Here is a 23,365-nt window from a genome sequence, read left to right on the forward strand (position 1 = left end):
GGGGCCATGGCACGCACCATCCTGCTCACGGCCGGCGGCACCGGCGGCCATCTGTTTCCCGCGCAGGCGCTGGCGGCCGAACTCGGCCGTCGCGGCCATGTGGTGGAACTGGCGACCGACGCGCGCGTCAGCGACTTCGGCAAGGATTTTCCGGCGCGCGCCGTGCATGTGATCTCCTCGGCAACGCTGGCCGGCAAGTCGCCGGTGGCGCTCGCCCGCACGGCATTCAAGCTCGGCAAGGGCCTCCTGCAGTCGCGGCGGCTCATTGCCCGCCTGCGCCCGGACGCGGTCGTCGGCTTCGGCGGCTATCCGACCTTTCCGCCGATGTTCGCGGCCTTCCTCGGCCGGGTGCCGAGCGTGCTGCACGAGGCCAACGCCGTGATGGGCCGGGCCAACCGGATGCTGGCCGGCCGGGTGACGGCGGTGGCGACGAGCTTTCCGCTGGTCGACGGGGACGACAGCCAGTTCGCGGCCAAGTCCGTGCGCACGGGCAACCCGGTGCGCGATGCGGTGATCGCCGCGAGCGGGCGCGACTATGCGGCTGCGGGCCCGGGCGATGCCTTCCGCCTGCTGGTGTTCGGCGGCTCGCAGGGTGCGCGCTTCTTCAGCGATGCGATGCCCGGCGCGCTGGAGCACATGACGGGCGAGGAGCGGGCGCGGCTGGAGCTGGTCCAGCAGTGCCGGCCGGAGGACATGGAGCGCATGCGCGAGGCCTGCGACCGGCTGGGCGTCAAGGCAGAACTCGCCAGCTTCTTCGCCGACATGCCGGAGCGGATCGCCGGGGCGCATCTGGTTCTGTGCCGCTCCGGCGCCTCGAGCGTCAGCGAGCTGGCGGTGATCGGCCGGCCTTCGGTGCTGGTGCCGCTGCCGCATGCGCTGGACAACGACCAGGGACGCAACGCGGAAGTGCTGGCGAAGGCCGGCGGGGCCTGGCCCGTGCGGCAGGCGGATCTCGATGCCGAGCGGCTGGCATCGCTGCTGGGCGAACTGATGGCCGCGCCCGAGCGTCTGGCGGCGGCGGCAAAGGCGGCACGCGCCGCAGGACATCCGGACGCGGTCGGCCGCCTCGCCGATCTCGTGGAACATGTCGCGAGCGGAGCGCCGCTCAGTGCCCTTGCGGGCCATCTCGATCAAGAAGGAAGCGCATCATGAAGATGCCCCAGGACCTCGGTCCGGTTCATTTCATCGGCATCGGCGGCATCGGCATGAGCGGCATCGCCGAGGTGCTGCACACGCTCGGCTACACCGTGCAGGGCTCCGACGTTTCCGACAGCGCCAACGTCAAGCGGCTGCGCGACAAGGGCATCGAGGTGAAAGTCGGCCACGATGCCGGCAATCTCGGCGAGGCGCGCGTCGTCGTCGTTTCCTCGGCGATCAAGCGCGACAATCCGGAGCTGACGGCGGCGCGCGAGCGCTTCCTGCCGGTGGTGCGGCGCGCCGAGATGCTGGCCGAGCTGATGCGCTTCAAGCAGGCGATCGCCGTCGGCGGCACCCACGGCAAGACGACGACGACCTCGATCATCGCGGCGGTGCTGGATGCCGGCGGGCTGGACCCGACGGTGATCAACGGCGGCATCATCAATGCCTACGGCACCAATGCGCGCATGGGACAGGGCGACTGGATGGTGGTGGAGGCGGACGAGTCCGACGGCACCTTCGTCAAGCTGCCGGCCGACATCGCGGTCGTCACCAATATCGATCCGGAGCATCTCGATCATTACGGCAATTTCGACGGGGTGCGGGACGCCTTCCTGCAATTCGTCGAGAACGTGCCGTTCTACGGCTTTGCGGTGATGTGCCTCGACCACCCGGAAGTGCAGGCGATGGTCGGGCGCATCGAGGATCGCCAGGTCATCACCTACGGCCAGAACCGGCAGGCGGACGTGCGCTTCTTCGACCTGACGACCGAGGGCGCGAATTCGGTCTTCAAGGTGGAGATCCGCGACCGCATCGCCGGCACCACGCAGGTGATCGAGAACATCACCCTGCCGATGCCGGGCCTGCACAACGTCTCCAACGCAACCGCGGCCATTGCCGTTGCCTGGAAACTCGGCCTCGACGGCGACCAGATCCGCAAGGGACTGGCTGCGTTCCGCGGCGTGAAGCGGCGCTTCACCCATACCGGCAGCGCCGACGGGATCGAGGTGTTCGACGATTACGGCCACCATCCGGTGGAGATCCGCGCCGTTCTGGCCGCGGCCCGCGCGGTTGCGCCGGGGAAGGTGGTCGCAGTGGTGCAGCCGCACCGCTACAGCCGCCTGGAGAGCCTGTTCGACGATTTCGCCACCTGCTTCAACGATGCCGACCACGTGGTCTGCGCGCCGGTCTATGCGGCCGGCGAGGCCCCGCGCGAGGGCATCACCCATACCGCGCTTGCCGACGGCATCCGCGCCAGCGGCCATCGCAGCGTGCATGCGATCGGCGGCGAGGAGGACCTGGCGGCGACCGTGGCGCGCATCGCCGAGCCGGGCGACTACGTGGTGTGCCTCGGCGCCGGCAACATCTCGCAATGGGCGCAGGCCCTTCCCGAAACGCTGATTGTCGCCCGCAAGACCAGAGGCCCGGCATGAGCTGGCCCGACCTCGTTGCCCGTCACGGTCTCGACCGGATCGGGCTGCGCGGACGGCTGACGCCGAACCAGCCACTGTCGGCCGTGACCTGGTTCCGCGTCGGCGGACCGGCGCAGCTGATGTTCCAGCCGGCCGACACGGGCGATCTGGCGCTGTTCCTGAAGGCTCTGCCGCAGGAGGTCCCGGTGCTGCCGGTGGGCCTGGGGTCCAACCTTCTGGTGCGCGACGGCGGCATCGAGGGCGTCGTCGTACGGCTGGCGGCCAAGGGCTTCGGCTCGGTCGCGGTCGAGGAGGACGGGGCGATCCGCGCGGGCGCTGCGGTGCCGGACAAGCGGCTTGCCGAGGCCGCGGCGGAAGCCGGGCAGGGCGGGTTCGCCTTTTACGCCGGCATTCCCGGCGGCATCGGCGGGGCGCTGAGGATGAATGCCGGGGCGCATGGCAGCGAGACCGCCGACGTGATGGTGGAACTGACCGGGGTGACGCGGGCGGGCGAGGTCGTGCGGCTGACGCGGCAGGACATGGCCTATCGCTACCGGCACAGCGAGCAGCCGGGCGACACGATCTTCACCCAGGCGCTGTTTCGCGGCGAGCCGCGCGAGCGCGAGGCGATCCGCCAGGAGATGGCGGAGGTCAACGCCCACCGGGAAGCGGCGCAGCCGATCCGCGAGAAGACCGGCGGCTCGACCTTCAAGAACCCGCCGGGGCACTCGGCGTGGAAGCTCGTCGATGCGGCCGGCTGCCGCGGGCTGCAAATCGGCGGCGCGCGGATGTCCGACATGCATTGCAACTTCATGATCAACACCGGCGAGGCGACCGGCCACGACCTGGAGCTGCTGGGCGAAACGGTGCGCGCACGGGTGCTGGAGACCAGCGGCATCGCGCTGGAATGGGAGATCAAGCGGCTGGGCGTGTGGGCCGAAGGCGAGAGCGTCGAGCCGTTCCTCGGCAAGCGGATCGCGGAGGCGGCGAGCGATGGCTGAACGCAAGCATGTGGCGGTGCTGATGGGCGGCTGGTCGTCCGAGCGCTCGGTGAGCCTGAAGTCGGGCGAGGGCTGCGCGGCCGCGCTGGAGCGTGCCGGCTACCGGGTGACGCGGATCGACGTGCAGCGCGACATCGCCGCGGTGCTGGCGGAGCTGCGCCCGGACGTAGCCTTCAACGCGCTGCACGGGCCGTTCGGCGAGGACGGCTGCATCCAGGGCGTGCTGGAGATCCTCGGCATTCCCTACACCCATTCGGGGGTGGCGGCCTCTGCGCTGGCCATGGACAAGCAGAAAGCAAAGGCGGTGATGAAGGCGGTCGGCATCCCGGTCGCCGAGCACAAGGTCGTCCACAGGCTGGAGGCGGCTCGCGAACATGTGATGAGCCCGCCCTATGTCGCCAAGCCGGTGCGCGAGGGATCGTCCTACGGCGTGCTGATCGTCAAGGACAACGCCCCGCATCCGCCGCAGGAACTGTTCCGCGACGACTGGCCCTACGGCGATATCGTGATGATCGAGCGCTACGTGCCGGGGCGCGAGCTGACCTGTGCGGTGATGGGGAACGTGGCGCTGGGGGTCACCGAGGTGATGCCGCTGGGACACGGTTTCTACGATTTTGACGCGAAATATGCACCCGGCGGATCACAACACATCCTGCCGGCCGAAATTTCACCATTTGTTTACCAAGAAGTACAGAAACTTAGCCTACGGGCGCATCAGGCACTCGGTTGCAAGGGCGTGACGCGGGCCGACTTCCGCTTCGACGAACAGCCCGGCGGCGGCGGCGAACTGATCTGTCTTGAAGTGAACACTCAGCCCGGAATGACGGAAACCTCGCTCGTGCCCGAGATCGCGGCACATGCGGGACACTCTTACGAAGAACTGACCAGCTGGTTGGTGGAGGACGCAAGTTGCGGACGATGAAGGCAAAACGGGGTGAGGACATGGTCCTGCCGATCGAAGCGGCGCTGGCGCCGCGCGGTCGCGGCGTGCCCCGTTTGCACCGCCGCCCCCTGTGGCGCGCGGCCGGCATCCTGCAGGATCTTCCCGAGTGGACGGGCACGGCCGGCGCGCTGGTCTTCCTGTCCGCGACCATTTTCTACGCCCTGGCCGTCGGCGGTTACGCTCGCACGGTGAGCGAATCACTCACCTCGGCGGCCGGCTTCGAGATCGAGGCCGTTAAGCTGTCCGGCCAGCGCGAGACGACCGAGTTCGAGATCCTGGAAGCGCTGGAGATCGAGCAGGGCACCTCGCTCGCCCTGTTCGACGCCTCGGCGGCGCGCGAGCGGCTGGCCCGCATCCCGTGGATCGAGACCGTATCGGTGCAGAAGCTCTATCCGGGCACGCTGCAGGTGCGCATCGACGAGCGCGAGGCCTTCGCGCTCTGGCAGCGCGGCAACAGCCTGTCGGTGATCGATGCCAAGGGGCAGGTGATCAGCGACAATGTCGACGGGCGCTACGCCAACCTGTTGATGCTGGTCGGCCACGGCGCGCAGTATCGCGGCGCGGAGATCCTGGCGGCGCTGGAGAAGGTGCCGGAGCTGCGGGCGCGGGTGCGTGCCGCGCGCCTCGTCTCCGACCGGCGCTGGGACCTGCTGCTGGAAAACGGCCTGACCGTGCGCCTGCCGGAAAAGGACGTCGGCCGGGCGCTGGCCGACCTGATCCGCATGGACGCCGACAACGGGCTGCTGACCCGCGACATCACCGTCGTCGACATCCGCCTGCCGGACCGGGTGGTGGTGCGCATGAGCGACGAGGCGATCGAGCGCCGCAACGCGGAAACCAAGTCGCGGGGCGCCAAGCGCTCGGGAGGCAACGCATGAGCCGCCGCTCCTCCCCGATCTACCTGCCGCGGATGCGGCCGCTGCCCGGTCGCCGGGCCGTCGTCGTCTCGGTGCTCGACATCGGCTCGACCAAGGTCTGTTGCCTGATCGCCAAGCTGAGCCCGCGCAACGACGATTGCGTGCTGCCCGGCCGCACCCACTCCATCGAGGTGCTGGGCTACGGCTACCAGCGCTCGCGCGGCCTCAAGTCCGGCGTCGTCGTCGACATGGACGCGGCCGAGCAGGCGATCCGACTGGCGGTGGACGCGGCCGAGCGCATGGCCGGCCTGACGGTGGAATCGCTGATCACCAACGTGACCTGCGGCCGCCTGAACTCCGAGATCATCACCGCGAGCGTCGGGCTTGCGTCCGATTCCGTCTCCGAGGCCGACATCCAGCGCGTGCTGTCCGCCGGCAGCGCCCACACGGTCGCCGACGGGCGCGCGGTCATGCATGCGTTGCCGATCGCCTACACGCTGGACGGCAATCGCGGCATGCGCGATCCGCGCGGCATGATCGGCCGCCGGCTCGGCGTCGACATGCAGGTGGTGACGGCCGAGGTGGCGCCGGTGCGCAATCTCGAACTCTGCATCAATCGCGGTCACCTGACCGTCGAGACGATGGTTGCAACGCCCTATGCCAGCGGCCTGTCCACCCTGGTGGAGGACGAGGCGGAGCTGGGCGTCGCCTGTGTCGACATGGGCGGCGGCACCACGACATTGTCGGTCTTCGTCGAGGGGCAGATGGTGCATACCGACGCCATCGCCGTCGGCGGCCATCACGTGACGATGGATATCGCCAGGGCGCTGTCGACGCGCCTTGCCGATGCGGAGCGGATCAAGACGCTGCAGGGTTCGGCACTGCCGAGCCAGGCGGACGACCGGGACCTGATCTCCATTCCGCCGGTCGATGCGGACAGCGACCTGCCGCACCAGATCCCGCGCTCGATGCTGACGCGCGTGATCGTGCCGCGGGTCGAGGAGATCATGGAACTGGTGCGCGACAGGCTCACCGCCTCCGGCTTCGCCGGGCGGGTGGGCAAGCGCATCGTGCTCACCGGCGGAGCGAGCCAGCTCACCGGCTTGAGCGAAGTGGGCCGCCGGGTTCTCGGCCGCCAGGTCCGGCTCGGACGTCCGCTCGGCGTCGCCGGCCTGCCGGAAGCGGCCAAGGGGCCGGCTTTTGCCGCCGCCGTCGGACTGCTGATCTACCCGCAAGTGGCGCAGGTCGAGCAGTTCGAGCCGCGCGGCGCGAACGCAAGATGGACATTCGGATCGAGTGCGCTGGCCAGGGTCGGCAACTGGATCCGGGATAGTTTCTGAGGCGGGAAACTGCCTCGGGAAGCGCTGGGTCGCACAACCCCCGGCGCATGACGAGGGAACTGAGGGTTTGAGTGAGAGCCGGCAACGGTCTCTCGAGGGTCGCGAGGAAACCATGACCATCAACTTGAAAATGCCTGATCTTCAGGAACTGAAGCCCAGAATCACGGTGTTCGGCGTCGGTGGCGCCGGTGGCAATGCCGTGAACAACATGATCCAGGCCGGCCTCCAGGGCTGCGACTTCGTCGTCGCCAACACGGATGCCCAGGCGCTGGCCAGCAACCACGCCGAGCGCGTCGTCCAGATGGGCGTTGCCGTGACCGAAGGTCTGGGCGCCGGTTCGCAGCCCGACGTGGGCGCGGCGGCGGCCGAGGAAGTGATCGACGAGATCAACGACCACCTGTCCGGTTCGCACATGGTGTTCATCACCGCCGGCATGGGCGGCGGCACCGGCACGGGCGCTGCCCCGGTGATCGCGCGTGCCGCACGCGAGATGGGTATACTGACCGTCGGTGTGGTCACCAAGCCGTTCCAGTTCGAGGGCGTGCGCCGCATGCGCATCGCCGAAGCTGGGATCACCGAGTTGCAGAAGGCGGTCGATACACTGATCGTCATCCCCAACCAGAACCTGTTCCGCATCGCCAATGCACAGACCACCTTCGCCGACGCCTTCGCGATGGCCGACCAGGTGCTCTATTCGGGCGTGGCCTGCATCACCGACCTGATGGTCAAGGAAGGCCTGATCAACCTCGACTTCGCCGATGTGCGCTCGATCATGCGCGGCATGGGCAAGGCGATGATGGGCACCGGCGAGGCGTCCGGCGAGAAGCGCGCCATGCAGGCGGCCGAGGCGGCAATCGCCAACCCGCTGCTCGACGAGACTTCGATGAAGGGCGCCCGCGGCCTGCTGATCTCGATCACCGGCGGCAACGACCTGACGCTGTTCGAGCTGGACGAGGCGGCCACCCGCATCCGCGAGGAGGTCGATGCCGACGCCAACATTATACTCGGCGCAACCTTCGACGAGAGCCTCGACGGCATCATCCGCGTGTCGGTCGTGGCGACCGGCATCGACAAGGAACTGCGCGAGGAGGCCTCTCCGGCCGAAGCGCGCATGGCCGAGCTGACCGAGCGTCTCAAGACGATCTCCGATCCGGCGCCGGTGGCCCGTCCCCGTCCTGCCGCTCCGGCACCGCGCCCGGCCGCTCCTGCGCGCCCGGCCACGCTCGAGAAGATCGAGCAGGAGCTGGAGATCCCCGAGCCGGTGCAGGCCTCGACCGATCCGGAGGTCGAGATCGCCCCTTTTTCTCCGGCTCCGGGCATGATCGGTGACAACAGCCCGCTGGCCGACCTGGACGAGGCGGATCTCGCCGAGCCGGTCGCCGATGCGCCTGTCGTGGAGCCGTATATCCCGCCGGTCGCCGAAACAGTCTCGCAGCCCGCGCGCATGCCCTCGATCGAGGACTTCCCGCCGGTGGCACAGCGCGAGATGCGGGCTCATGCCCATGCCCATGCCCGTGCGCCGGAAGAGGACCATCATCACGGCGAGGACCGCCGTCCGATGAGCCTGCTTCGCCGTCTGGCCAACGGCCTGAGCCGCCGTGAGGAAGAGGACGACATGCCGGCGGCGGTGCCGGCCGCGGAAATGGCCCCGGCCCCGCGTCCGCAGCAGCCCGCTCCGCGTCCGGCGCCCGCCGCCCAGCCGCGCGCTGCCGCCCCGCAGCAGCGTCCGGTGCAGCAGCAGGCCCAGCCGGCGATGCGTCCGGCCCCGGCTCCAGCCCGTCCGGCCGCCCAGGGCGCTGCCGGCCAGCTCGACCTGACCGGTCGCCAGGCCCCGCAGGCCCGGACCCTGTCCGAGGAAGACCAGCTGGAGATTCCGGCCTTCCTGCGTCGTCAGGCCAACTGACGACGGGGCTCTCCGCGACACTCCCTCAACGGGCGATCCGGCTCCTCACCGGATCGCCCGCCCTCGAGGGAGCGGGCGGATTTTGCCAAGTTTTTCAAAGCTCTCATTTTTAATGAAGCGTTACATATCGTAACAAAGCTTTATTTCTGATCCCTCCCTCCGAACCTGTATGTTCACCCTGCGATTCAACGGGTACGCGACTCGCGCGCAGATGCCCGTCAGCCTCAAGGCCTTTCGGTCTCGCCATCGCATCCGCTTTTCAGGGTCTCGCAGACAGGACGATCTGGTGATGAAACTCTCTTCCGACCGGCAGACGACTTTGGCCGGCGCCGTCTCCCTGCAGGGGATCGGCGTGCATTCCGGCAACCGGGCGGACGTGACGCTGCAGCCGGCCGATCCCGGCACGGGCATCGTCTTCACCAACCGCAATCCACAGACCGGCTCCGAAGTCGAGTTTCCCGCGCATTGGCGCGCCGTCTCCGCCACCGCCCTTTGCACCGTCCTCGGCGATCCGAAGGCCGGCGGCGTCTCCACCGTCGAGCACCTGATGGCCGCGCTGCGGGGCCTCGGCGTCGACAATGCCATCGTCGAGATGGACGGTCCGGAAATGCCGATCATGGACGGCAGCTCGGACGCCTTCGTCGCCGCCATCGATACCGTCGGCCTGCGCCGCCAGCAGGCCGCGCGCCGCTATATCCGCGTCAAGAAGGCCGTGCGCGTCGACCAGGGCAGCGCCTGGTGCGAACTGCGCCCGCATGAGGGCTGCCGCTTCGACGTGACCATCGACTTCGAGGCCGAGGCGATCGGCCGCCAGTCGATGGTGCTGGACCTTTCGCCGGAGACCTTCCGCACCGAGCTGTCGCGCGCCCGCACCTTCGGCTCCGTGCAGGACGTCAAGAAGCTGTGGTCGATGGGCTTTGCCCTTGGCTCGTCACTGGAGAATTCCGTCGCGATCTCCGACGGCAAGGTGATGAACCCGGAAGGTACCCGCTGGCGCGACGAGTTCGTGCGCCACAAGATGCTGGATGCCGTCGGCGACCTGGCGCTGGCCGGCCTGCCGTTCCTGGGGCTCTATCGCTCCTACAAGGGCGGCCACCGCATGAACCACGCGATCCTGGTCGAGCTGTTCGAGAACGCCGGCAAGGATGCCTTCGAGATCGTCGAGGGCGCGTTCGAGCGGCCGGCACCGTCCCTGATGGACATGCCGATGATGGCTGTCGCGCAGGGCGCGTCCTGAGCAGGGCAAGTCGCCGAACGGCTCCGCAATGGCGGAAAACCGCCTCGGCGAAAACGACAGGCCACAAAAAAGCGACAAATGTCCCTCACATGGCGTGACGTGGCCGGGTGTTTTCCGTTAGAACACGCGCTGATCGGGATGCAGGACGCCCTTGCGGCGCCCCTTCCGGTCGGTCCGGATTGTCCGGACGGGGCCGAACCGGCGCTGAGTTCGAGGAGTGAGTCGACGTGATGGTGGCAGTGTCCAGTTCCAAGGCGAGGAGAACCGTCACCGGCGGTCTGCGCAAGGCCCGGATCGCATCTCTCGCCCTGCTGGCGGTTGCTCTGGCGGCCTGTTCCTCGACCAATGACGACGAGGACTTCGCCACCAACGACACGCCGGCGGAGGTGCTGTTCAACGAGGGGCTGTCGCTGCGCAACGAGGGTCGTCTGTCGGACGCCCGGCTGAAGTTTCAGGAAGTCGACAAGCTCCATCCCTATTCCGAGTATTCGCGCAAGTCTCTGATCAACCTTGCCTATCTGAACTATTCGCTGGGCAAGTTCCCGGAGGCGATCACCGCCGCCAAGCGTTTCACGACGCTGTATCCGGGCAGCGAGGACAGCGCCTATGCGCTCTACATCATCGGCCAATCCTATCACAAGCAGATCCCGGACGTGACGCGCGACCAGGAGATGACCCAGCGGGCGCTTGCCGCCTATGGCGAACTGCTCCAGCGCTTCCCCGATTCCGAATACGCCACTGATGCCGCGACCAAGGTCCGTGCCGCGCAGGACCAGTTGGCGGGCAAGGAGATGGAAGTGGGCCGCTACTATCTGAAGCGGAACCACCAGATCGCGGCGATCAACCGCTTCAAGGTCGTCGTCACCAATTACCAGACCACCCGCCATATCGAGGAAGCGCTGTTCCGCCTGACCGAGAGCTACTATGCGCTCGGCGTGGTCAACGAGGCCCAGACCGCGGCCGCCGTGCTCGGCCACAACTTCCCGGACAGCCAGTGGTACAAGGACGCCTTCAGCCTGCTGAAGACCGGCGGCTACAGCCCGAGCGAGGATTCGGGCAGCTGGATCAGCCGCGCTTTCAACAGCGTTTCGCTCTAGTCACCCGAAGCTGAAGTTCGTCTGCACCACACTAGCATCCGCGCCGGCGGCAGCGCGCCTGCCGTCCCGCAAAAGACCGCAAGAGACCGCAAGAGACACGCTCTCTTGCCGGCCTGCCGGCGATCGGTGCCAGTTTGCCGTTGCGGCCACCGGGTGCCTCCAGCTACACCTGATGCGGTTTCCCGTGCGCTTCGCCGCACATGTCCAGTCCGACCCGGTCACCCGCTCGCATGCTCGCTGCGCTTGCCATTCGAGATATCGTCCTGATCGACCGGCTCGATCTCGCCTTCGGCGCCGGCATGTCGGTGCTGACCGGCGAGACGGGCGCGGGCAAGTCCATCCTGCTCGATGCCCTGAGCCTGGCGCTCGGCGGGCGCGGCGATGCCGGCCTCGTGCGGCACGGCCAGGCGCAGGGGCAGGTGACGGCCGCCTTCGACGTGCCGATGGCCCATCCGGTGCGCGCCTTGCTGCGCGAGAACGACCTTGAGGCCGACGGCGACGTCATCCTGCGCAGGGTGCAGGCCGAGGACGGCCGCAGCCGCGCCTTCATCAACGACGCGCCGGTGAGCGTTGCCCTGCTGCGGCAGGCGGGCGGGCTGCTGGTCGAAATCCACGGACAGAACGAGGCGCGCGCCTATACCGATCCGGCCGAACACCGGCGGCTGCTCGATTCCTTCGGCGGCTGCGAAGCCGAGTGCGCGGCGGTCGCCAGCGCCCATGCTGCGATGCGAAAGGCGGCGCGTGCGCTGGCCGAACAGGAAGAGCGGATCGAGGCGGCGCGGCGGGAGGCCGACTACCTGCGCGCCTCCGCAGAGGAACTGTCGAAGCTTGCGCCGATCGTCGGCGAGGAAACCGAGCTTGCCGACCGCCGGCAGTCGATGATGCAGGTGGAGAAGATCGCCGGGGACCTCGGCGAATCCTTCGACCTGCTCAACGGTACGGCGTCCCCCATTACCGAGATCGCCTCGCTGTGGCGCCGGCTGGAGCGCAAGGCGGAGCAGGCGCCCGACCTCCTGTCCGGGCCGGTCGGCTTTCTCGCCGAGGCGCTGGACCGGCTGGAGGATGCGCGCGCGGGCCTCGAAGCGGCCGTGCGCGAGACGGAGTTCGATCCGCGCGCGCTGGAGGCGACCGAGGAGCGGCTGTTCGCCTTACGCGGGGCGGCGCGCAAGTTCCAGGTGCAGGTCGACGACCTGCCGGCCCTGCGCGAGCGGTTCGAGGCCGATCTTGCCGCGCTCGATGCCGGCGAGGAGGCGCTTGCCGGCCTGACCTCGGCGGCCGAGGCGGCACGCAGCGCCTATGACGCCAAGGCGGCAGCGCTGAGCAAGCGGCGGCAGGCGGCGGCCAAGGCGCTGGAGGAGGCTGTCTGCCGCGAGCTGCCGGACCTGAAGCTCGAGCGCGCGCGCTTCATCGTGAACCTGGAGAGCGACCCGGAAGCCCGCTCCCGCGAGGGTGTCGACACGGTCGAATTCTGGGTGCAGACCAATCCGGGCACGCGGCCGGGGCCGATGATGAAGGTCGCCTCGGGCGGCGAGCTCTCGCGCTTCCTGCTGGCACTGAAAGTGTCGCTGGCCGACAAGGGCTCGGCGCCGACGCTGGTCTTCGACGAGATCGACACGGGCGTGGGCGGTGCGGTGGCGGAGGCCATCGGCAGTCGTCTGGCGCGGCTTGCCGGCAAGGTGCAGGTGCTGACCGTCACCCATGCGCCGCAGGTGGCGGCGAAGGCGGGCGGGCATTTCTTGATCATGAAGGAAGATGCCGGCGCGGACCGCGTTGCGACGCGGGTGAAGCGGATCGACGTCGATCACCGGCGCGAGGAGATCGCGCGGATGCTGGCCGGCGCCACGATCACCGACGAGGCCCGCGCGGCGGCCGACCGGCTGCTGGCCGACGCCCCGCGCGGGTGAGCGGGTCAACCAGGGCTGGAAAAGCGGTTTGCTGCCCTTTGCCTTGCGCGGCGGCGGCCCCATACTCCACCCATTCGGGCGGCGAACGCCTGCTTCCATTCCGCATGCCAGAAGATGCGATCCCATGTCCGACACTGACCTTTCGTCCCGCGCCGTCGAAGACCTGACGCTTGAAGAGGCCGCGCTGGAGCTGGAGCGGCTGGCCGAGGAGATCGCGGGCCACGACCGGCGCTATCATGGCGAGGACGCGCCGGTCATTTCCGATGCGGACTATGACGCCTTGAAGCGACGCAACGACGCGATCGAAGCGCGGTTTCCCGATCTCGTGCGCTCCGACAGCCCGTCGTTGCGGGTCGGAGCTGCGCCGGCCGAAGGCTTCGGTAAGGTCACCCATGCGATCCCGATGCTGTCTCTGGACAATGCCTTCGCCGACGAGGATGTGCGCGACTTTTTCGGCCGCATCCGCCGCTTCCTGAAGCTCGATCCCCTGACGGGGGCCATCGCCGTGACGGCGGAGCCGAAGATCGACGGGCTGTCGCTGTCGCTGCGCTACGAGAAGCGCCGGCTGGTGACGGCGGCAACGCGCGGCGACGGCACGGTCGGCGAGAACGTGACGCAGAACGCGCTGACCATCGAGGACATTCCCCATCGCCTGCCGGGCACTGCACCCGACATCGTCGAGGTGCGCGGCGAGGTCTACATGCGCCACGAGGATTTCCGCGCGCTCAATGCGCGGATGGAGGAGCAGGGCGGCAAGGTCTTCGCCAATCCGCGCAACGCGGCGGCGGGCTCCCTGCGCCAGCTCAACCCGGAGGTGACGAAGTCGCGGCCGCTGCGCTTCTTCGCCTATGCCTGGGGCGAGATGAGCGAGGTGCCGCGCGCCACCCAGTACGAGATGGTGCAGCTGCTCGGCGAGTGGGGCTTTTCGATAAACGCCCGCATGGTGCGCTGCGAGACCGTGGAAGAGATCCTTGCGGCCTATCACGGCATCGAGGAGGAGCGTGCGCTGCTCGGCTACGACATCGACGGCATGGTCTACAAGGTCGACCGGCTCGACCTGCAGTCGCGTCTCGGCTTCGTCTCGCGTGCGCCCCGCTGGGCGATCGCCCACAAGTTTCCGGCCGAGAAGGCCTTCACCGTGCTGCGCGGTATCGAGATCCAGGTCGGGCGCACCGGCGCGCTGACCCCGGTCGCCAAGCTGGAGCCGGTAACGGTGGGCGGCGTCGTCGTGTCGAACGCGACGCTGCACAACGAGGATTACATCAAGGGCATCGGCCAGAACGGCGAGCCGATCCGCGGCGGCAAGGACATCCGAGTCGGCGACACGGTGCAGATCCAGCGCGCCGGCGACGTCATTCCGCAGATCGTCGATGTCGATCTGGACAAGCGCCCGAAGGATGCCGAGCCCTTCGCCTTCCCCACCACATGCCCCGCCTGCGGCAGCCATGCGGTGCGCGACGTCAATGCCTCGAGCGGGCGCATCGACGCCGTGCGCCGCTGCACCGGCGGGTTGATCTGCCCGGCGCAGGCCAAGGAAAAGCTGAAGCATTTCGTCTCGCGCCACGCGCTCGACATCGAGGGGCTGGGCGACAAGCAGGTGGAATTCTTCTTCGATCTGCCGATGGAGGAGGGCGGCATTCGTCAGCCGGCGGATATCTTCACCTTGGCGGAGCGGGACGCGGCCTCGCCGCTGATCAAGCTGAGGAACCGCGACGGCTGGGGCGAAACGAGCGCGGCGAATCTCTTCGCCGCCATCGACGCGCGGCGCGAGATGCCGCTCAACCGGGTGATCTTCGCGCTCGGCATCCGCCATGTCGGCGAAGGCAATGCCAAGCTGCTGGCCCGTCACTATCTCGACTGGGAGACCTTCCGCGCGGCCATGCAGGCGGCTGCGGACCCGGCTTCCGATGCCTTCGCCGAGCTGATGGATATCGACGGCATCGGCGAGACGGTGGCCCGGGCGGTGGTCGAGTTCTTCGCCGAGGACCACAACCGCGACGCGCTGGATGCCCTGCTGGCGCAGATCCGGCCGCAGGCGATGGAACGGGTGGAGGCGAGCGCAAGCCCCGTTGCCGGCAAGACGCTGGTCTTCACCGGCACGCTGGAGAAGATGAGCCGCGACGAGGCCAAGGCGCGCGCCGAGGCGATGGGGGCGAAAGTCTCCGGCTCGGTGTCGAAGAAGACCGACCTCGTGATCGCCGGCCCCGGCGCCGGCTCCAAGCTGAAGAAAGCCGAAGAGCTGGGTATCGACGTCATCGACGAGGATGCCTGGATCGAGATGGCCGGCGGGTAATCATGGGATTTGGAGCGCTGTTGCAGGGTTCTGGCCGGGGCCCCTCCTAAGCTCCGGCAAACTTGCTATATTGGTCCAAATAGCGAACAGATTCGCGGGCACGATCCGCGAGCAAACCCATCGAGCCCGAGATCCGACAATCGATGCCCGATTCCCACGGCGACCGCCTTTCCGCCCCCCAGCGGAGCGCCACTCCCTCCGGCAGCGGCATTGCCGCGCGCGCGCAGGCAGCGCTCGGGCCGCGGACGCCCGAACCCGGCTCCTATCTCGACGGGCTGAACCCGGAGCAGCGCGAGGCGGTCGAGACGCTGGACGGCCCGGTCCTGGTGCTGGCGGGTGCCGGTACCGGCAAGACCCGCGTCCTGACGACGCGCATCGGCCATATCCTGGCAACGCGCCGGGCCTTCCCGAGCCAGATCCTGGCGGTGACCTTCACCAACAAGGCCGCTCGCGAGATGAAGGAGCGGATCGAGCGGCTGATCGGCGAGAGCGCGGAAGGCATGCCGTGGCTCGGCACGTTCCACTCGATCTGCGTCAAGATCCTGCGCCGGCACGCCGAACTGATCGGCCTGCAGTCCGGCTTCTCGATCCTCGACACCGACGACCAGCTTCGCCTGATCAAGCAGATCATCCAGGCCGAGGGGCTGGACGACAAGCGCTGGACGGCGCGGGCCTTCGCCAGCCAGTTGGACGGCTGGAAGAATCGCGGCCTGACGCCCGACCAGGTGCCGGAGGGCGAGGCCCGCTCCTTCGGCAACGGCAAGGGCCGGGCGCTCTACGAGCAGTATCAGGAGCGGCTGTCGATCCTCAATGCCGCGGATTTCGGCGATCTCCTGCTGCATGTGATCACGCTGTTCCGCAACAATCCGGACGTGCTGGCGGAGTACCAGAACCGCTTCCGCTTCATGCTGGTGGACGAGTACCAGGACACCAACATCGCGCAGTATCTGTTCCTGCGGCTGCTGGCGCAGGGCAACCGCAACATCTGCTGCGTCGGCGACGACGACCAGTCGATCTACGGCTGGCGCGGGGCCGAGGTCGACAACATCCTGCGGTTCGACCACGACTTTCCCGGCGCCAAGGTGATCCGGCTGGAGCGCAACTACCGCTCGACGAGCCATATTCTTGCCGCGGCCTCGCATCTGATCGCCCATAACGAGGGGCGCCTGGGCAAGACCCTGTTCACCGACGTGGTGGACCCGGACGGCGAGGAAGTGCGGGTCAGCGTCGCGGCCGCCTGGGATTCGGAGGAAGAAGCTCGCGCCATCGGCGACGAGATCGAGGCGCTGCAGTCCAAGGGGCACAGCCTCGAGAGCATGGCGATCCTGGTGCGCGCGTCCTTCCAGATGCGCGAGTTCGAGGACCGGTTCGTCACGCTCGGCGTCAACTACCGGGTGGTCGGCGGCCCGCGCTTCTACGAGCGCATGGAGATCCGCGATGCGATGGCCTATTTCCGCTGCGTGGTGCAGCCGGCCGACGATCTCGCCTTCGAGCGGATCGTCAACACGCCGAAGCGGGGCCTCGGCGAGGCCAGCCTGAAGCTGGTCCATGCCTATGCGCGGGCGAACCGCATTCCGCTCATGCAGGCGGCCTCCGACCTGTGCCAGACCGAGGAACTGAAGCCGAAGGCGCGCACGACGCTGCGCATGCTGCTGGCCGATTTCGACCGCTGGCGCGACCTGGTGCCGGCCATGTCGCATACGGAGCTGGCCGAGATCATTCTCGACGAGAGCGGCTATACCGAGATGTGGCGCAACGACCGCTCGGCGGAGGCGCCGGGCCGGCTCGACAACCTGAAGGAGCTCGTCCGTTCGATGGACGAGTTCGAATCGCTCGCCGGCTTCCTGGAGCATGTCGCGCTGGTCATGGACCGGGACGCGGACGGCAACAACGAGGCGGTGTCGATCATGACGCTGCATTCGGCCAAGGGGCTGGAGTTCGACACGGTGTTCCTCCCCGGCTGGGAGGAGGGGCTCTTCCCGCATCAGCGCGCGCTCGACGAGAGCGGACGCGCGGGGCTGGAGGAAGAGCGGCGGCTCGCCTATGTGGGCATCACGAGGGCGCGGCGGCGGGCCAAGATCTGGTTCGCCTCCAACCGGCGCATCCACGGCATGTGGCAGAGCTCGATCCCCTCGCGCTTCCTCGACGAGCTGCCGGCCGACCATGTGGACGTGGTCGAGCCGTCGAGCAATTACGGCGGCTATGGCGGCGGCGGATACGGCGCCAGCCGTTTCGACACACGCGATCCCTTCAAGGCGAACTATTCGACCCCGGGCTGGCAGCGGGCGCAGCGTTCGCAGGCGCAAGGCGGCGCCAGTGGCGGCGGCTTCGCCGGACGGATGGGATCGGCCGGCGGGCGGCAGTCCGGTGGGCCTCGGATGATCGAGGGCGAGCTGGTCGCCAAGTCGGTGTCCGACACGCCGTCGGCCTTCGACATGGGCGAGCGGGTGTTCCACCTCAAGTTCGGCTATGGCGAGGTTGTCGGCATCGAAGGCAACAAGCTGACCGTCCAGTTCGACAAGGCGGGGCGCAAGAAGGTGCTCGACAGCTTCGTCGAGCGGCACTGAACGGCGCGCGTTTCCCCATCCAGCGCGAATGCGATTGATGCGCCCCGCTTTCGGGCGCTATAGGGCGGGCGCTGTTTCCTGTCTCCGGAGAGATCATGTCCACCATTCGCGTTCGCATCACCGCCCCCGAGATCGAGGCGAAGCGCATCTACGAGCTGCTGTCACGCGACTTCGAGGACGACGGCAATCCGGTGACGGTCTTCGAGGCGTCGGCGGACGGGCGGGACTGGACCGCCGAAATCCTGCTGTTCGACATGAGCGAGACGGAAGCGGCCGATCTCGTCAAGGACCGGCTGGGCGCGGACGCCTTTGCCGCTCCGGTCGAGGCGGTGGAACTGGAAGACATCAACTGGGTGGAGAAGAGCCTGGAAGGCCTGTCGCCGGTGCAGGCGGGCCGTTTCTTCATCCACGGCTCGCACGACCGCGCGAAGCGCCCGCTCGCCGGCATTTCCATCGAGATCGAGGCTGCGCTCGCCTTCGGCACCGGCCATCACGGGACGACCGCGGGCTGTCTGATCGAGATCGACCGGCTGCTGACCCGTCGGTCCTATGAGCGGATGCTGGACCTGGGCACCGGTACGGGCGTCCTGGCCATCGCGATGGCGCGGCTGTCCCGCCAGCCGGTGCTGGCGACGGACATCGACCCGGTGGCGACCATCACGGCGCGCGCCAATGCGATCCACAACCTCGCCGGCGGCCTGGTGCGCACGGCGACGGCAGCCGGTGTCGACAGCCGGATCTTCGCGGAAGCCGGCCCCTTCGACCTGGTGGTGGCGAATATCCTCGCCCGGCCCTTGATGCGCATGGCCGCCGGTCTGTCGGCGCGCATGACCCGCTCGGCGACGCTGGTCCTGTCGGGCCTGCGCGTGGAGGACGGTCCGCGCATCCTGTTCGCCTATGGCATGCAGGGGTTCCACCTGGTGCGCCGGCAGAACCGCGACGGCTGGCTGACGCTGACGCTGGTGCGCGGTCGCCACGAGGGCTGAAACCCCGGAAACAGCCTGCCCCAAAAAGAAACGGGCCCGGCGGAGGAACCGCCGGGCCCGTTTCTGTACAGTCGGCGACCGCCGTATCAGAATGCGGAGGTCAGCGAGCTGTTGCGCTCCAGCTCGGCCCGGTCGTAGCCGTAGGCGGCGAGCGTGGCGTCGTCGAGCGACAGAAGGTAGCCGTTCACATAGCGGCGAGCCTGACGCTCACGAGCGGTGATCATCGAGTCAAGCGCCTTGCGGAACACGCTCTTGGAAGAGCTGCGCGATACGCCCGAGATGGCGGTGGTGGTCGTGGTGGCAATGGCCATGAGCTTAGTCTCCGGTTCGAGGTCTCTAGATAGAGCTTCCTCCCTCAAACTCTCGAGACAGAGTATGGGGAGTGCCTGGCCATGCGAAAAGCGCCATAAGTGCATGGCAGTGCTGCGATTGCTGCATGTGCGAATTCATGGTTTTGCAATGCAGCAGAGCAGATGCCGAAATCCTCGGCGAAAGCCTGCCTTCCGCATGTGCAAAAGCCGGCTGGAGGTGCATTCAACGCCCTTTCGCGCCGCCGGCTTTGGCGCTAGCGTCGTCGCATGTTCCAGTCCTTCGACAATGTCATCGACCCCTCCGTCGGTTCCGCGCGTTGCGCGGCGCTGCGGCGCGAGCTGGCCCGCAGGGGCCTCGACGGTTTTCTGGTCCCGCGCGCCGACGCGCATCAGGGCGAATATGTGCCGCCCAGCGACGCTCGGCTCTCGTGGCTGACCGGCTTTGCCGGGTCGGCCGGAATAGCGGTTGTGCTGGCGGAGGAGGCGGCGATCTTCGTCGACGGGCGCTACACGATTCAGGTGCGCGAGCAGGTGGACACCAACGTTTTCCGGCCGATGCACCTGATCGAGACGCCGCCGTCCGAGTGGCTGGCGGGCAAGCTGCAGCCGGGCCAGAAGCTCGGCTACGACCCGATGCTCCACACGGTGAACGGCGCCAAGCGGCTGGCCGAGGCCTGTGCCAGGGCCGGAGCGGAGCTTGTGGCAGTGGACGGCAATCCGCTCGACGCGGTGTGGGAGGACCGGCCCGAGCCGCCGCTTGGCCAGGTGCGCGTGCACCCGCCGGAATTCGCCGGCGAGGCGGCGCAGGACAAGATCCCGCGCATGGCCGCCGAGGTGCGCCGCGCCGGGGGCGATGCCTTCGTGCTGACTCAGCCCGATTCCATCGCCTGGCTCTTCAACATCCGCGGCAGCGACGTATCGCATACGCCCCTGCCGCTGTCTTTCGCCATCCTGCCGCGCCAGGGGCGCCCGCAGATCTTCATCGACGCCCGCAAGCTCACCAATGCCTCGCGCGACCATCTGGAGGCACTGGCCGACATTGCCGAGCCGGGCGGGCTGACGGGTGCGCTCGGCGCCCTTGGAGCGTCGGGCGCAACGGTGCTGGTCGATCCCGACTGGGCGGGCGATGCGCTGGCGAGCGCGGTGCTTGCAGCCGGCGGCAAGGTGAAGCATGGCGCCGACCCGGTGACCAAGGCCAAGGCGGTGAAGAACGCGGCCGAGATCGCGGGCGCGCGCGCCGCGCATCTGCGCGACGGGGCGGCCTTTGCCCGCTTCCTGTGCTGGCTGGACGGTGCGGCGGCGGCCGGCGGGCTCGACGAGATCGCCGTTGCCGAGCGGCTGGAGGCGTTCCGAGCCGAGACCGGCAAGCTGAAGGAAATCTCCTTCGACAGCATTTCCGCGGCCGGCCCCAATGCCGCGATCTGCCACTACCGGGTCGATCGGGGCAGCAACCTGCCGATCCCGGCAAACAGCCTGTTCCTGATCGATTCCGGCGCCCAGTACGAGGACGGCACGACCGACATCACCCGCACCGTTGCCGTCGGCGAGGTGCCGCAAGAGCAGAAGCGCCATTTCACGCTGGTGCTGAAGGGGCATATCGCCATCGCCACCGCGCGGTTCCCGGTCGGCACAAGCGGCGCGCAGATCGATGCGCTGGCCCGCATCGCCCTGTGGAAGGCGGGTCTCGACTTCGACCATGGCACGGGCCATGGCGTCGGCTCCTATCTGTCGGTGCATGAGGGGCCGCAGCGCATCGCCAAGACCGGCCATGCGGCGCTGGAACCGGGGATGATCGTCTCCAACGAGCCGGGCTACTATCGCGACGGCAGCCACGGCATCCGGATCGAGAACCTGGAACTGGTGACACCGCCGGCCGCCATCGAAGGCGGCGAGCGGGCGATGCTCGGCTTCGAGGCGCTGACGCTCGCCCCGATCGACCGGCGGGCGGTGGTGGCGGAGATGCTCAGCGCCGAGGAGCGGGCCTGGTTCGACGCCTATCACGCCCGCGTCCTGCGCGAACTCGGCCCGCTGGTGGACGAGGCGACGCGGGCCTGGCTCGAGCAGGCGACGGCGCCGCTGTAAGGGGCGCTGTAACGGGTGGGGGAGCGCCGCTCAGCGGTGCTCCTCGACCTGGTTGTTGATCAGCTCGGCATTGAAGAAGCGCAGCGCCCGCACATGGGTAGCGTGGCCGATGACCTTGGTGGGATCAGCTGCATCCACCACCGGCAGCTTGTTGGTGCCGCTTTCGTCGAAGATCTTCAGCGCCGCTTCCAGCGTGTCGTCCAGCTTCAGGCTGGGACCGCCGGCCTCCGGATCGTGGGTTTGCGGTTCCGCATCGTCCGGCAGCCGCTCGACGAAATCCGAGACGTGCACGATCCGAACCAGCCACTTGTGCGCGCCCTCGTTCAGCATCACGCCGCGCATTTCCAGCTGCCAGTGGAAATAGGAGCGCCCGTGCACCGCCTGGGTCAGGCCGGTGGCGATGGAAACGGCAATCAGCAGCGCGATGGACAGCGCATAACCGCCGGTCAACTCGAACACGATCATCGTGGTGGAGAATGGCGCGCCGAGGACAGCGGCCGCAACGGCGCCCATGCCGAGGATCGCATAGAGCCCGTGCGAGGAGGCAAGCTCGGGGAAGGCGGCAGCAGCGATCAGGCCGAAGGCGCCGCCGGCCATCGCGCCCAGATAGAGCGCCGGGGAGAAGATGCCGCCGCCAAAGCGCGAGGCAAGCGTGATCGAGGTTGCTGCCGTCTTGGCGACCAGCAGCGCCAGCATGGTAACGAGCGGCAGCTCCTGGCGCAGCGCAAGATCGGTCGCCTCGTAGCCGACGCCGAGCACGCCGGGAAAGACGATGCCGATGGCGCCGACCGCCAGCCCGCCGATCACCGGGCGCAGCCAGAGCGGCATGGAGATGTTGCGCGCGACCCAGTCCGTGCCGATCAGCGAGAACTGGAAGATCACCGCCACGGCCGCACAGGTGAGGCCGAGCAGGGCAAAGGCCGGCATCTCCAGCAGGGAGGTGATCTGGTATTCGGGGATGGAGAAGGCGGCGATGTCGCCGAACCACAGGCGCGACATCAGCGTGCCGAGCACCGAGGCGATGACGATGGGCACAAAGGCGGTCATCGCATAGTGGCCGAGAATGACCTCGTGGGCGAAGAGAACGCCGGCGATTGGCGCGTTGAACGAGGCGGAGACCGCACTGGCAACGCCGCAGGCGAGCAGGATGCGGCGGGCGGCATCGGGCAGGCGGAACGTCTGGCAGAGCGCAGTGCCGATGGTCGCGCCGAGGTGCACGACAGGTCCCTCGCGGCCCGCGCTGGCGCCGCAGCCGAGCGAGGCGGAGGTGAGGAAGGCGGAGGAAATGCCCGACCAGAAGGGCAAGCCGCGCCCGCCCTGGACGCGCGCCTCGATCACGTCGGGAACGCCGCCGGTGCGCTGCTTGGGCTGGATCGTCTGCAGGAAGATGCCGATGCACAGCCCGCCGAGCGTTGGGGCCAGCAGGATCACCCACCAGGGCACGGTGGCGGCCGCGGTGATCACCGTTTCCGCCGAGGTTCCGAGCCACAGCCACTGGAACGCGCCGATGGCCATGCGGAAGAGGATGGCGGCAATCGCGGTCAGTACGCCGATGACGATGGCGAGCGCCCAAACCAGCGGCAGCCGCGTGGAGCGGAAAAGCCGGATGTTCGGCTTGATCCAGCCCGCGGTCAGCACGGGCAGGCGTTTCAATTGCGTCAGCAGACCGGTCATCGCTCGTCCAGCCGTCAGCCTGGCTCGCTGAGCCTCAAGCGTCTTTCGTCAGCGTCTTTCAAGGGAAATTCGTCGCCCGGACCGCTCGGGCCGGCCGAGCACCGCATGGCTCTCCCTCATCTCCTCCAGCCGCTCCAGCACGTCCTGCGGCCATGGCACCACCTTGCGGGCGGCAAGGTCGACATGCAGGGACACCTGCTCGGATGTGGCCGAAAGGAAACCGTCGTCCGCGTGGTGGAGCTCCTGGTAGAGATGCGCCCGTTTGGCGTCGAAATCAACGAGCTGCACCGTGACGCGCACGCGATCTCCCCCGTTGAGTTCGCGCAGGTAGCAAAGATGCGTCTCGGCGGTGAAGAAGGAGGCGCCGCACTCGCGGGCATAGTCCGGACCAAGGCCGAGGTGGATGAAGGCCTCGTCCAGCGCGGTGTCGAAGAGGACATTGTAGTAGGCCATGTTGAGATGGCCGTTGTAGTCCAGCCACTCGCTCCTGACCTCCTGGATCGACCCGGTGAAGGGGGCTGGCTGGCGGCTCGGCTGTGACATGGCGCTCCTTCCGTCCTCTCGGCTGGCCGGCCAGTTCCGGCAGCGGGTGAAACGGGCGGAAGTCTTTGGCCGGGATTG

17 protein-coding genes are annotated in these 23,365 nt (G+C 68.2%); 14 read left to right on the forward strand and 3 right to left on the reverse strand.

The window, feature by feature from the left end:
• Positions 1-6: 6 nt before the first annotated feature.
• The 13 genes from murG (at position 7) to MNI96_RS13395 (ending at position 18,677) form a co-directional block, all read left to right on the forward strand.
• Positions 7-1,152, forward strand: a complete 1,146-nt coding sequence (murG, locus tag MNI96_RS13335; RefSeq protein ID WP_249693884.1) for an undecaprenyldiphospho-muramoylpentapeptide beta-N-acetylglucosaminyltransferase — start codon at positions 7-9, stop codon at positions 1,150-1,152.
• A complete protein-coding gene (gene murC / locus MNI96_RS13340; protein ID WP_249693887.1) occupies positions 1,149-2,570 on the forward strand; it encodes a UDP-N-acetylmuramate--L-alanine ligase in 1,422 nt (473 codons plus the stop codon). The genes murG and murC overlap by 4 nt, the downstream gene beginning before the upstream one ends.
• Complete coding sequence (gene murB / locus MNI96_RS13345; RefSeq protein ID WP_249693889.1) at positions 2,567-3,550, forward strand: UDP-N-acetylmuramate dehydrogenase; 984 nt, start codon at positions 2,567-2,569, stop codon at positions 3,548-3,550. The genes murC and murB overlap by 4 nt, the downstream gene beginning before the upstream one ends.
• Positions 3,543-4,472 carry a D-alanine--D-alanine ligase gene (locus tag MNI96_RS13350; protein WP_249693891.1) on the forward strand — a complete coding sequence of 310 codons (930 nt, stop codon included), beginning with the start codon at positions 3,543-3,545 and terminating at the stop codon, positions 4,470-4,472. Before murB ends, MNI96_RS13350 begins: the two co-directional genes overlap by 8 nt.
• A gap of 20 nt (positions 4,473-4,492) precedes the next feature.
• Entirely contained in the window at positions 4,493-5,371 is an 879-nt protein-coding gene (locus tag MNI96_RS13355; protein WP_249693893.1) for a cell division protein FtsQ/DivIB, read from the forward strand.
• 32 nt (positions 5,372-5,403) lie between these two features.
• The gene (gene ftsA, locus MNI96_RS13360; RefSeq protein WP_502960341.1) at positions 5,404-6,690 is read left to right on the forward strand and encodes a cell division protein FtsA; all 1,287 of its coding nucleotides are present in this window, start codon (positions 5,404-5,406) and stop codon (positions 6,688-6,690) included.
• A gap of 112 nt (positions 6,691-6,802) precedes the next feature.
• The gene (gene ftsZ / locus MNI96_RS13365) at positions 6,803-8,593 is read left to right on the forward strand and encodes a cell division protein FtsZ (RefSeq protein WP_249693898.1); all 1,791 of its coding nucleotides are present in this window, start codon (positions 6,803-6,805) and stop codon (positions 8,591-8,593) included.
• A gap of 289 nt (positions 8,594-8,882) precedes the next feature.
• Entirely contained in the window at positions 8,883-9,830 is a 948-nt protein-coding gene (gene lpxC / locus MNI96_RS13370; protein WP_249693900.1) for a UDP-3-O-acyl-N-acetylglucosamine deacetylase, read from the forward strand.
• A gap of 230 nt (positions 9,831-10,060) precedes the next feature.
• Positions 10,061-10,927: an outer membrane protein assembly factor BamD gene (locus MNI96_RS13375; RefSeq protein ID WP_249694113.1), complete on the forward strand. Its 867-nt coding sequence runs from the start codon at positions 10,061-10,063 to the stop codon at positions 10,925-10,927.
• Between the two features lie 230 nt (positions 10,928-11,157).
• The gene (gene recN, locus MNI96_RS13380; protein WP_249693901.1) at positions 11,158-12,831 is read left to right on the forward strand and encodes a DNA repair protein RecN; all 1,674 of its coding nucleotides are present in this window, start codon (positions 11,158-11,160) and stop codon (positions 12,829-12,831) included.
• Between the two features lie 124 nt (positions 12,832-12,955).
• A complete protein-coding gene (gene ligA / locus MNI96_RS13385; protein ID WP_249693902.1) occupies positions 12,956-15,124 on the forward strand; it encodes an NAD-dependent DNA ligase LigA in 2,169 nt (722 codons plus the stop codon).
• A 143-nt stretch (positions 15,125-15,267) separates the two neighbouring features.
• The gene (locus MNI96_RS13390) at positions 15,268-17,691 is read left to right on the forward strand and encodes an ATP-dependent helicase (RefSeq protein ID WP_249693903.1); all 2,424 of its coding nucleotides are present in this window, start codon (positions 15,268-15,270) and stop codon (positions 17,689-17,691) included.
• 95 nt (positions 17,692-17,786) lie between these two features.
• Positions 17,787-18,677 carry a 50S ribosomal protein L11 methyltransferase gene (locus MNI96_RS13395; RefSeq protein ID WP_249693904.1) on the forward strand — a complete coding sequence of 297 codons (891 nt, stop codon included), beginning with the start codon at positions 17,787-17,789 and terminating at the stop codon, positions 18,675-18,677.
• Positions 18,678-18,763: 86 nt separating this feature from the next.
• On the opposite strand, the gene MNI96_RS13400 is transcribed toward MNI96_RS13395, so the two are convergent.
• Positions 18,764-18,988 (reverse strand): hypothetical protein, encoded by a 225-nt coding sequence (locus tag MNI96_RS13400; RefSeq protein WP_120267158.1) that lies wholly within the window; start codon positions 18,986-18,988, stop codon positions 18,764-18,766.
• A gap of 267 nt (positions 18,989-19,255) precedes the next feature.
• Here MNI96_RS13400 and MNI96_RS13405 point away from each other — a divergent pair, with 267 nt between their 5' ends.
• On the forward strand, positions 19,256-21,070 hold the full coding sequence (locus MNI96_RS13405) for an aminopeptidase P family protein (RefSeq protein WP_249693910.1): 1,815 nt from the start codon (positions 19,256-19,258) through the stop codon (positions 21,068-21,070).
• Positions 21,071-21,100: 30 nt separating this feature from the next.
• Here the strand turns inward: MNI96_RS13405 and MNI96_RS13410 are convergent, their stop codons facing one another.
• Together MNI96_RS13410 and MNI96_RS13415 are read right to left on the reverse strand one after the other, a co-directional pair.
• A complete protein-coding gene (locus MNI96_RS13410) occupies positions 21,101-22,744 on the reverse strand; it encodes a chloride channel protein (protein ID WP_249693913.1) in 1,644 nt (547 codons plus the stop codon).
• A gap of 48 nt (positions 22,745-22,792) precedes the next feature.
• Positions 22,793-23,287: a thioesterase family protein gene (locus MNI96_RS13415; RefSeq protein WP_249693914.1), complete on the reverse strand. Its 495-nt coding sequence runs from the start codon at positions 23,285-23,287 to the stop codon at positions 22,793-22,795.
• Between the last annotated feature and the right edge of the window lie 78 nt (positions 23,288-23,365).

The organism is Stappia sp. WLB 29, from assembly GCF_023507705.1.
In the GTDB taxonomy this organism is placed as follows: Bacteria; Pseudomonadota; Alphaproteobacteria; order Rhizobiales; family Stappiaceae; genus Stappia.

Excerpts from the sequence above, each read along its gene's own strand:
- murG (WP_249693884.1), top strand. The coding sequence starts at position 7 with ATGGCACGCACCATCCTGCTCACGGCCGGCGGCACCGGCGGCCATCTG.
- murC (WP_249693887.1), top strand. The coding sequence starts at position 1,149 with ATGAAGATGCCCCAGGACCTCGGTCCGGTTCATTTCATCGGCATCGGC.
- murB (WP_249693889.1), top strand. The coding sequence starts at position 2,567 with ATGAGCTGGCCCGACCTCGTTGCCCGTCACGGTCTCGACCGGATCGGG.
- MNI96_RS13350 (WP_249693891.1), top strand. The coding sequence starts at position 3,543 with ATGGCTGAACGCAAGCATGTGGCGGTGCTGATGGGCGGCTGGTCGTCC.
- MNI96_RS13355 (WP_249693893.1), top strand. The coding sequence starts at position 4,493 with ATGGTCCTGCCGATCGAAGCGGCGCTGGCGCCGCGCGGTCGCGGCGTG.
- ftsA (WP_502960341.1), top strand. The coding sequence starts at position 5,404 with ATGCGGCCGCTGCCCGGTCGCCGGGCCGTCGTCGTCTCGGTGCTCGAC.
- ftsZ (WP_249693898.1), top strand. The coding sequence starts at position 6,803 with ATGACCATCAACTTGAAAATGCCTGATCTTCAGGAACTGAAGCCCAGA.
- lpxC (WP_249693900.1), top strand. The coding sequence starts at position 8,883 with ATGAAACTCTCTTCCGACCGGCAGACGACTTTGGCCGGCGCCGTCTCC.
- MNI96_RS13375 (WP_249694113.1), top strand. The coding sequence starts at position 10,061 with ATGGTGGCAGTGTCCAGTTCCAAGGCGAGGAGAACCGTCACCGGCGGT.
- recN (WP_249693901.1), top strand. The coding sequence starts at position 11,158 with ATGCTCGCTGCGCTTGCCATTCGAGATATCGTCCTGATCGACCGGCTC.
- ligA (WP_249693902.1), top strand. The coding sequence starts at position 12,956 with ATGTCCGACACTGACCTTTCGTCCCGCGCCGTCGAAGACCTGACGCTT.
- MNI96_RS13390 (WP_249693903.1), top strand. The coding sequence starts at position 15,268 with ATGCCCGATTCCCACGGCGACCGCCTTTCCGCCCCCCAGCGGAGCGCC.
- MNI96_RS13395 (WP_249693904.1), top strand. The coding sequence starts at position 17,787 with ATGTCCACCATTCGCGTTCGCATCACCGCCCCCGAGATCGAGGCGAAG.
- MNI96_RS13400 (WP_120267158.1), bottom strand. The coding sequence starts at position 18,988 with ATGGCCATTGCCACCACGACCACCACCGCCATCTCGGGCGTATCGCGC.
- MNI96_RS13405 (WP_249693910.1), top strand. The coding sequence starts at position 19,256 with ATGTTCCAGTCCTTCGACAATGTCATCGACCCCTCCGTCGGTTCCGCG.
- MNI96_RS13410 (WP_249693913.1), bottom strand. The coding sequence starts at position 22,744 with ATGACCGGTCTGCTGACGCAATTGAAACGCCTGCCCGTGCTGACCGCG.
- MNI96_RS13415 (WP_249693914.1), bottom strand. The coding sequence starts at position 23,287 with ATGTCACAGCCGAGCCGCCAGCCAGCCCCCTTCACCGGGTCGATCCAG.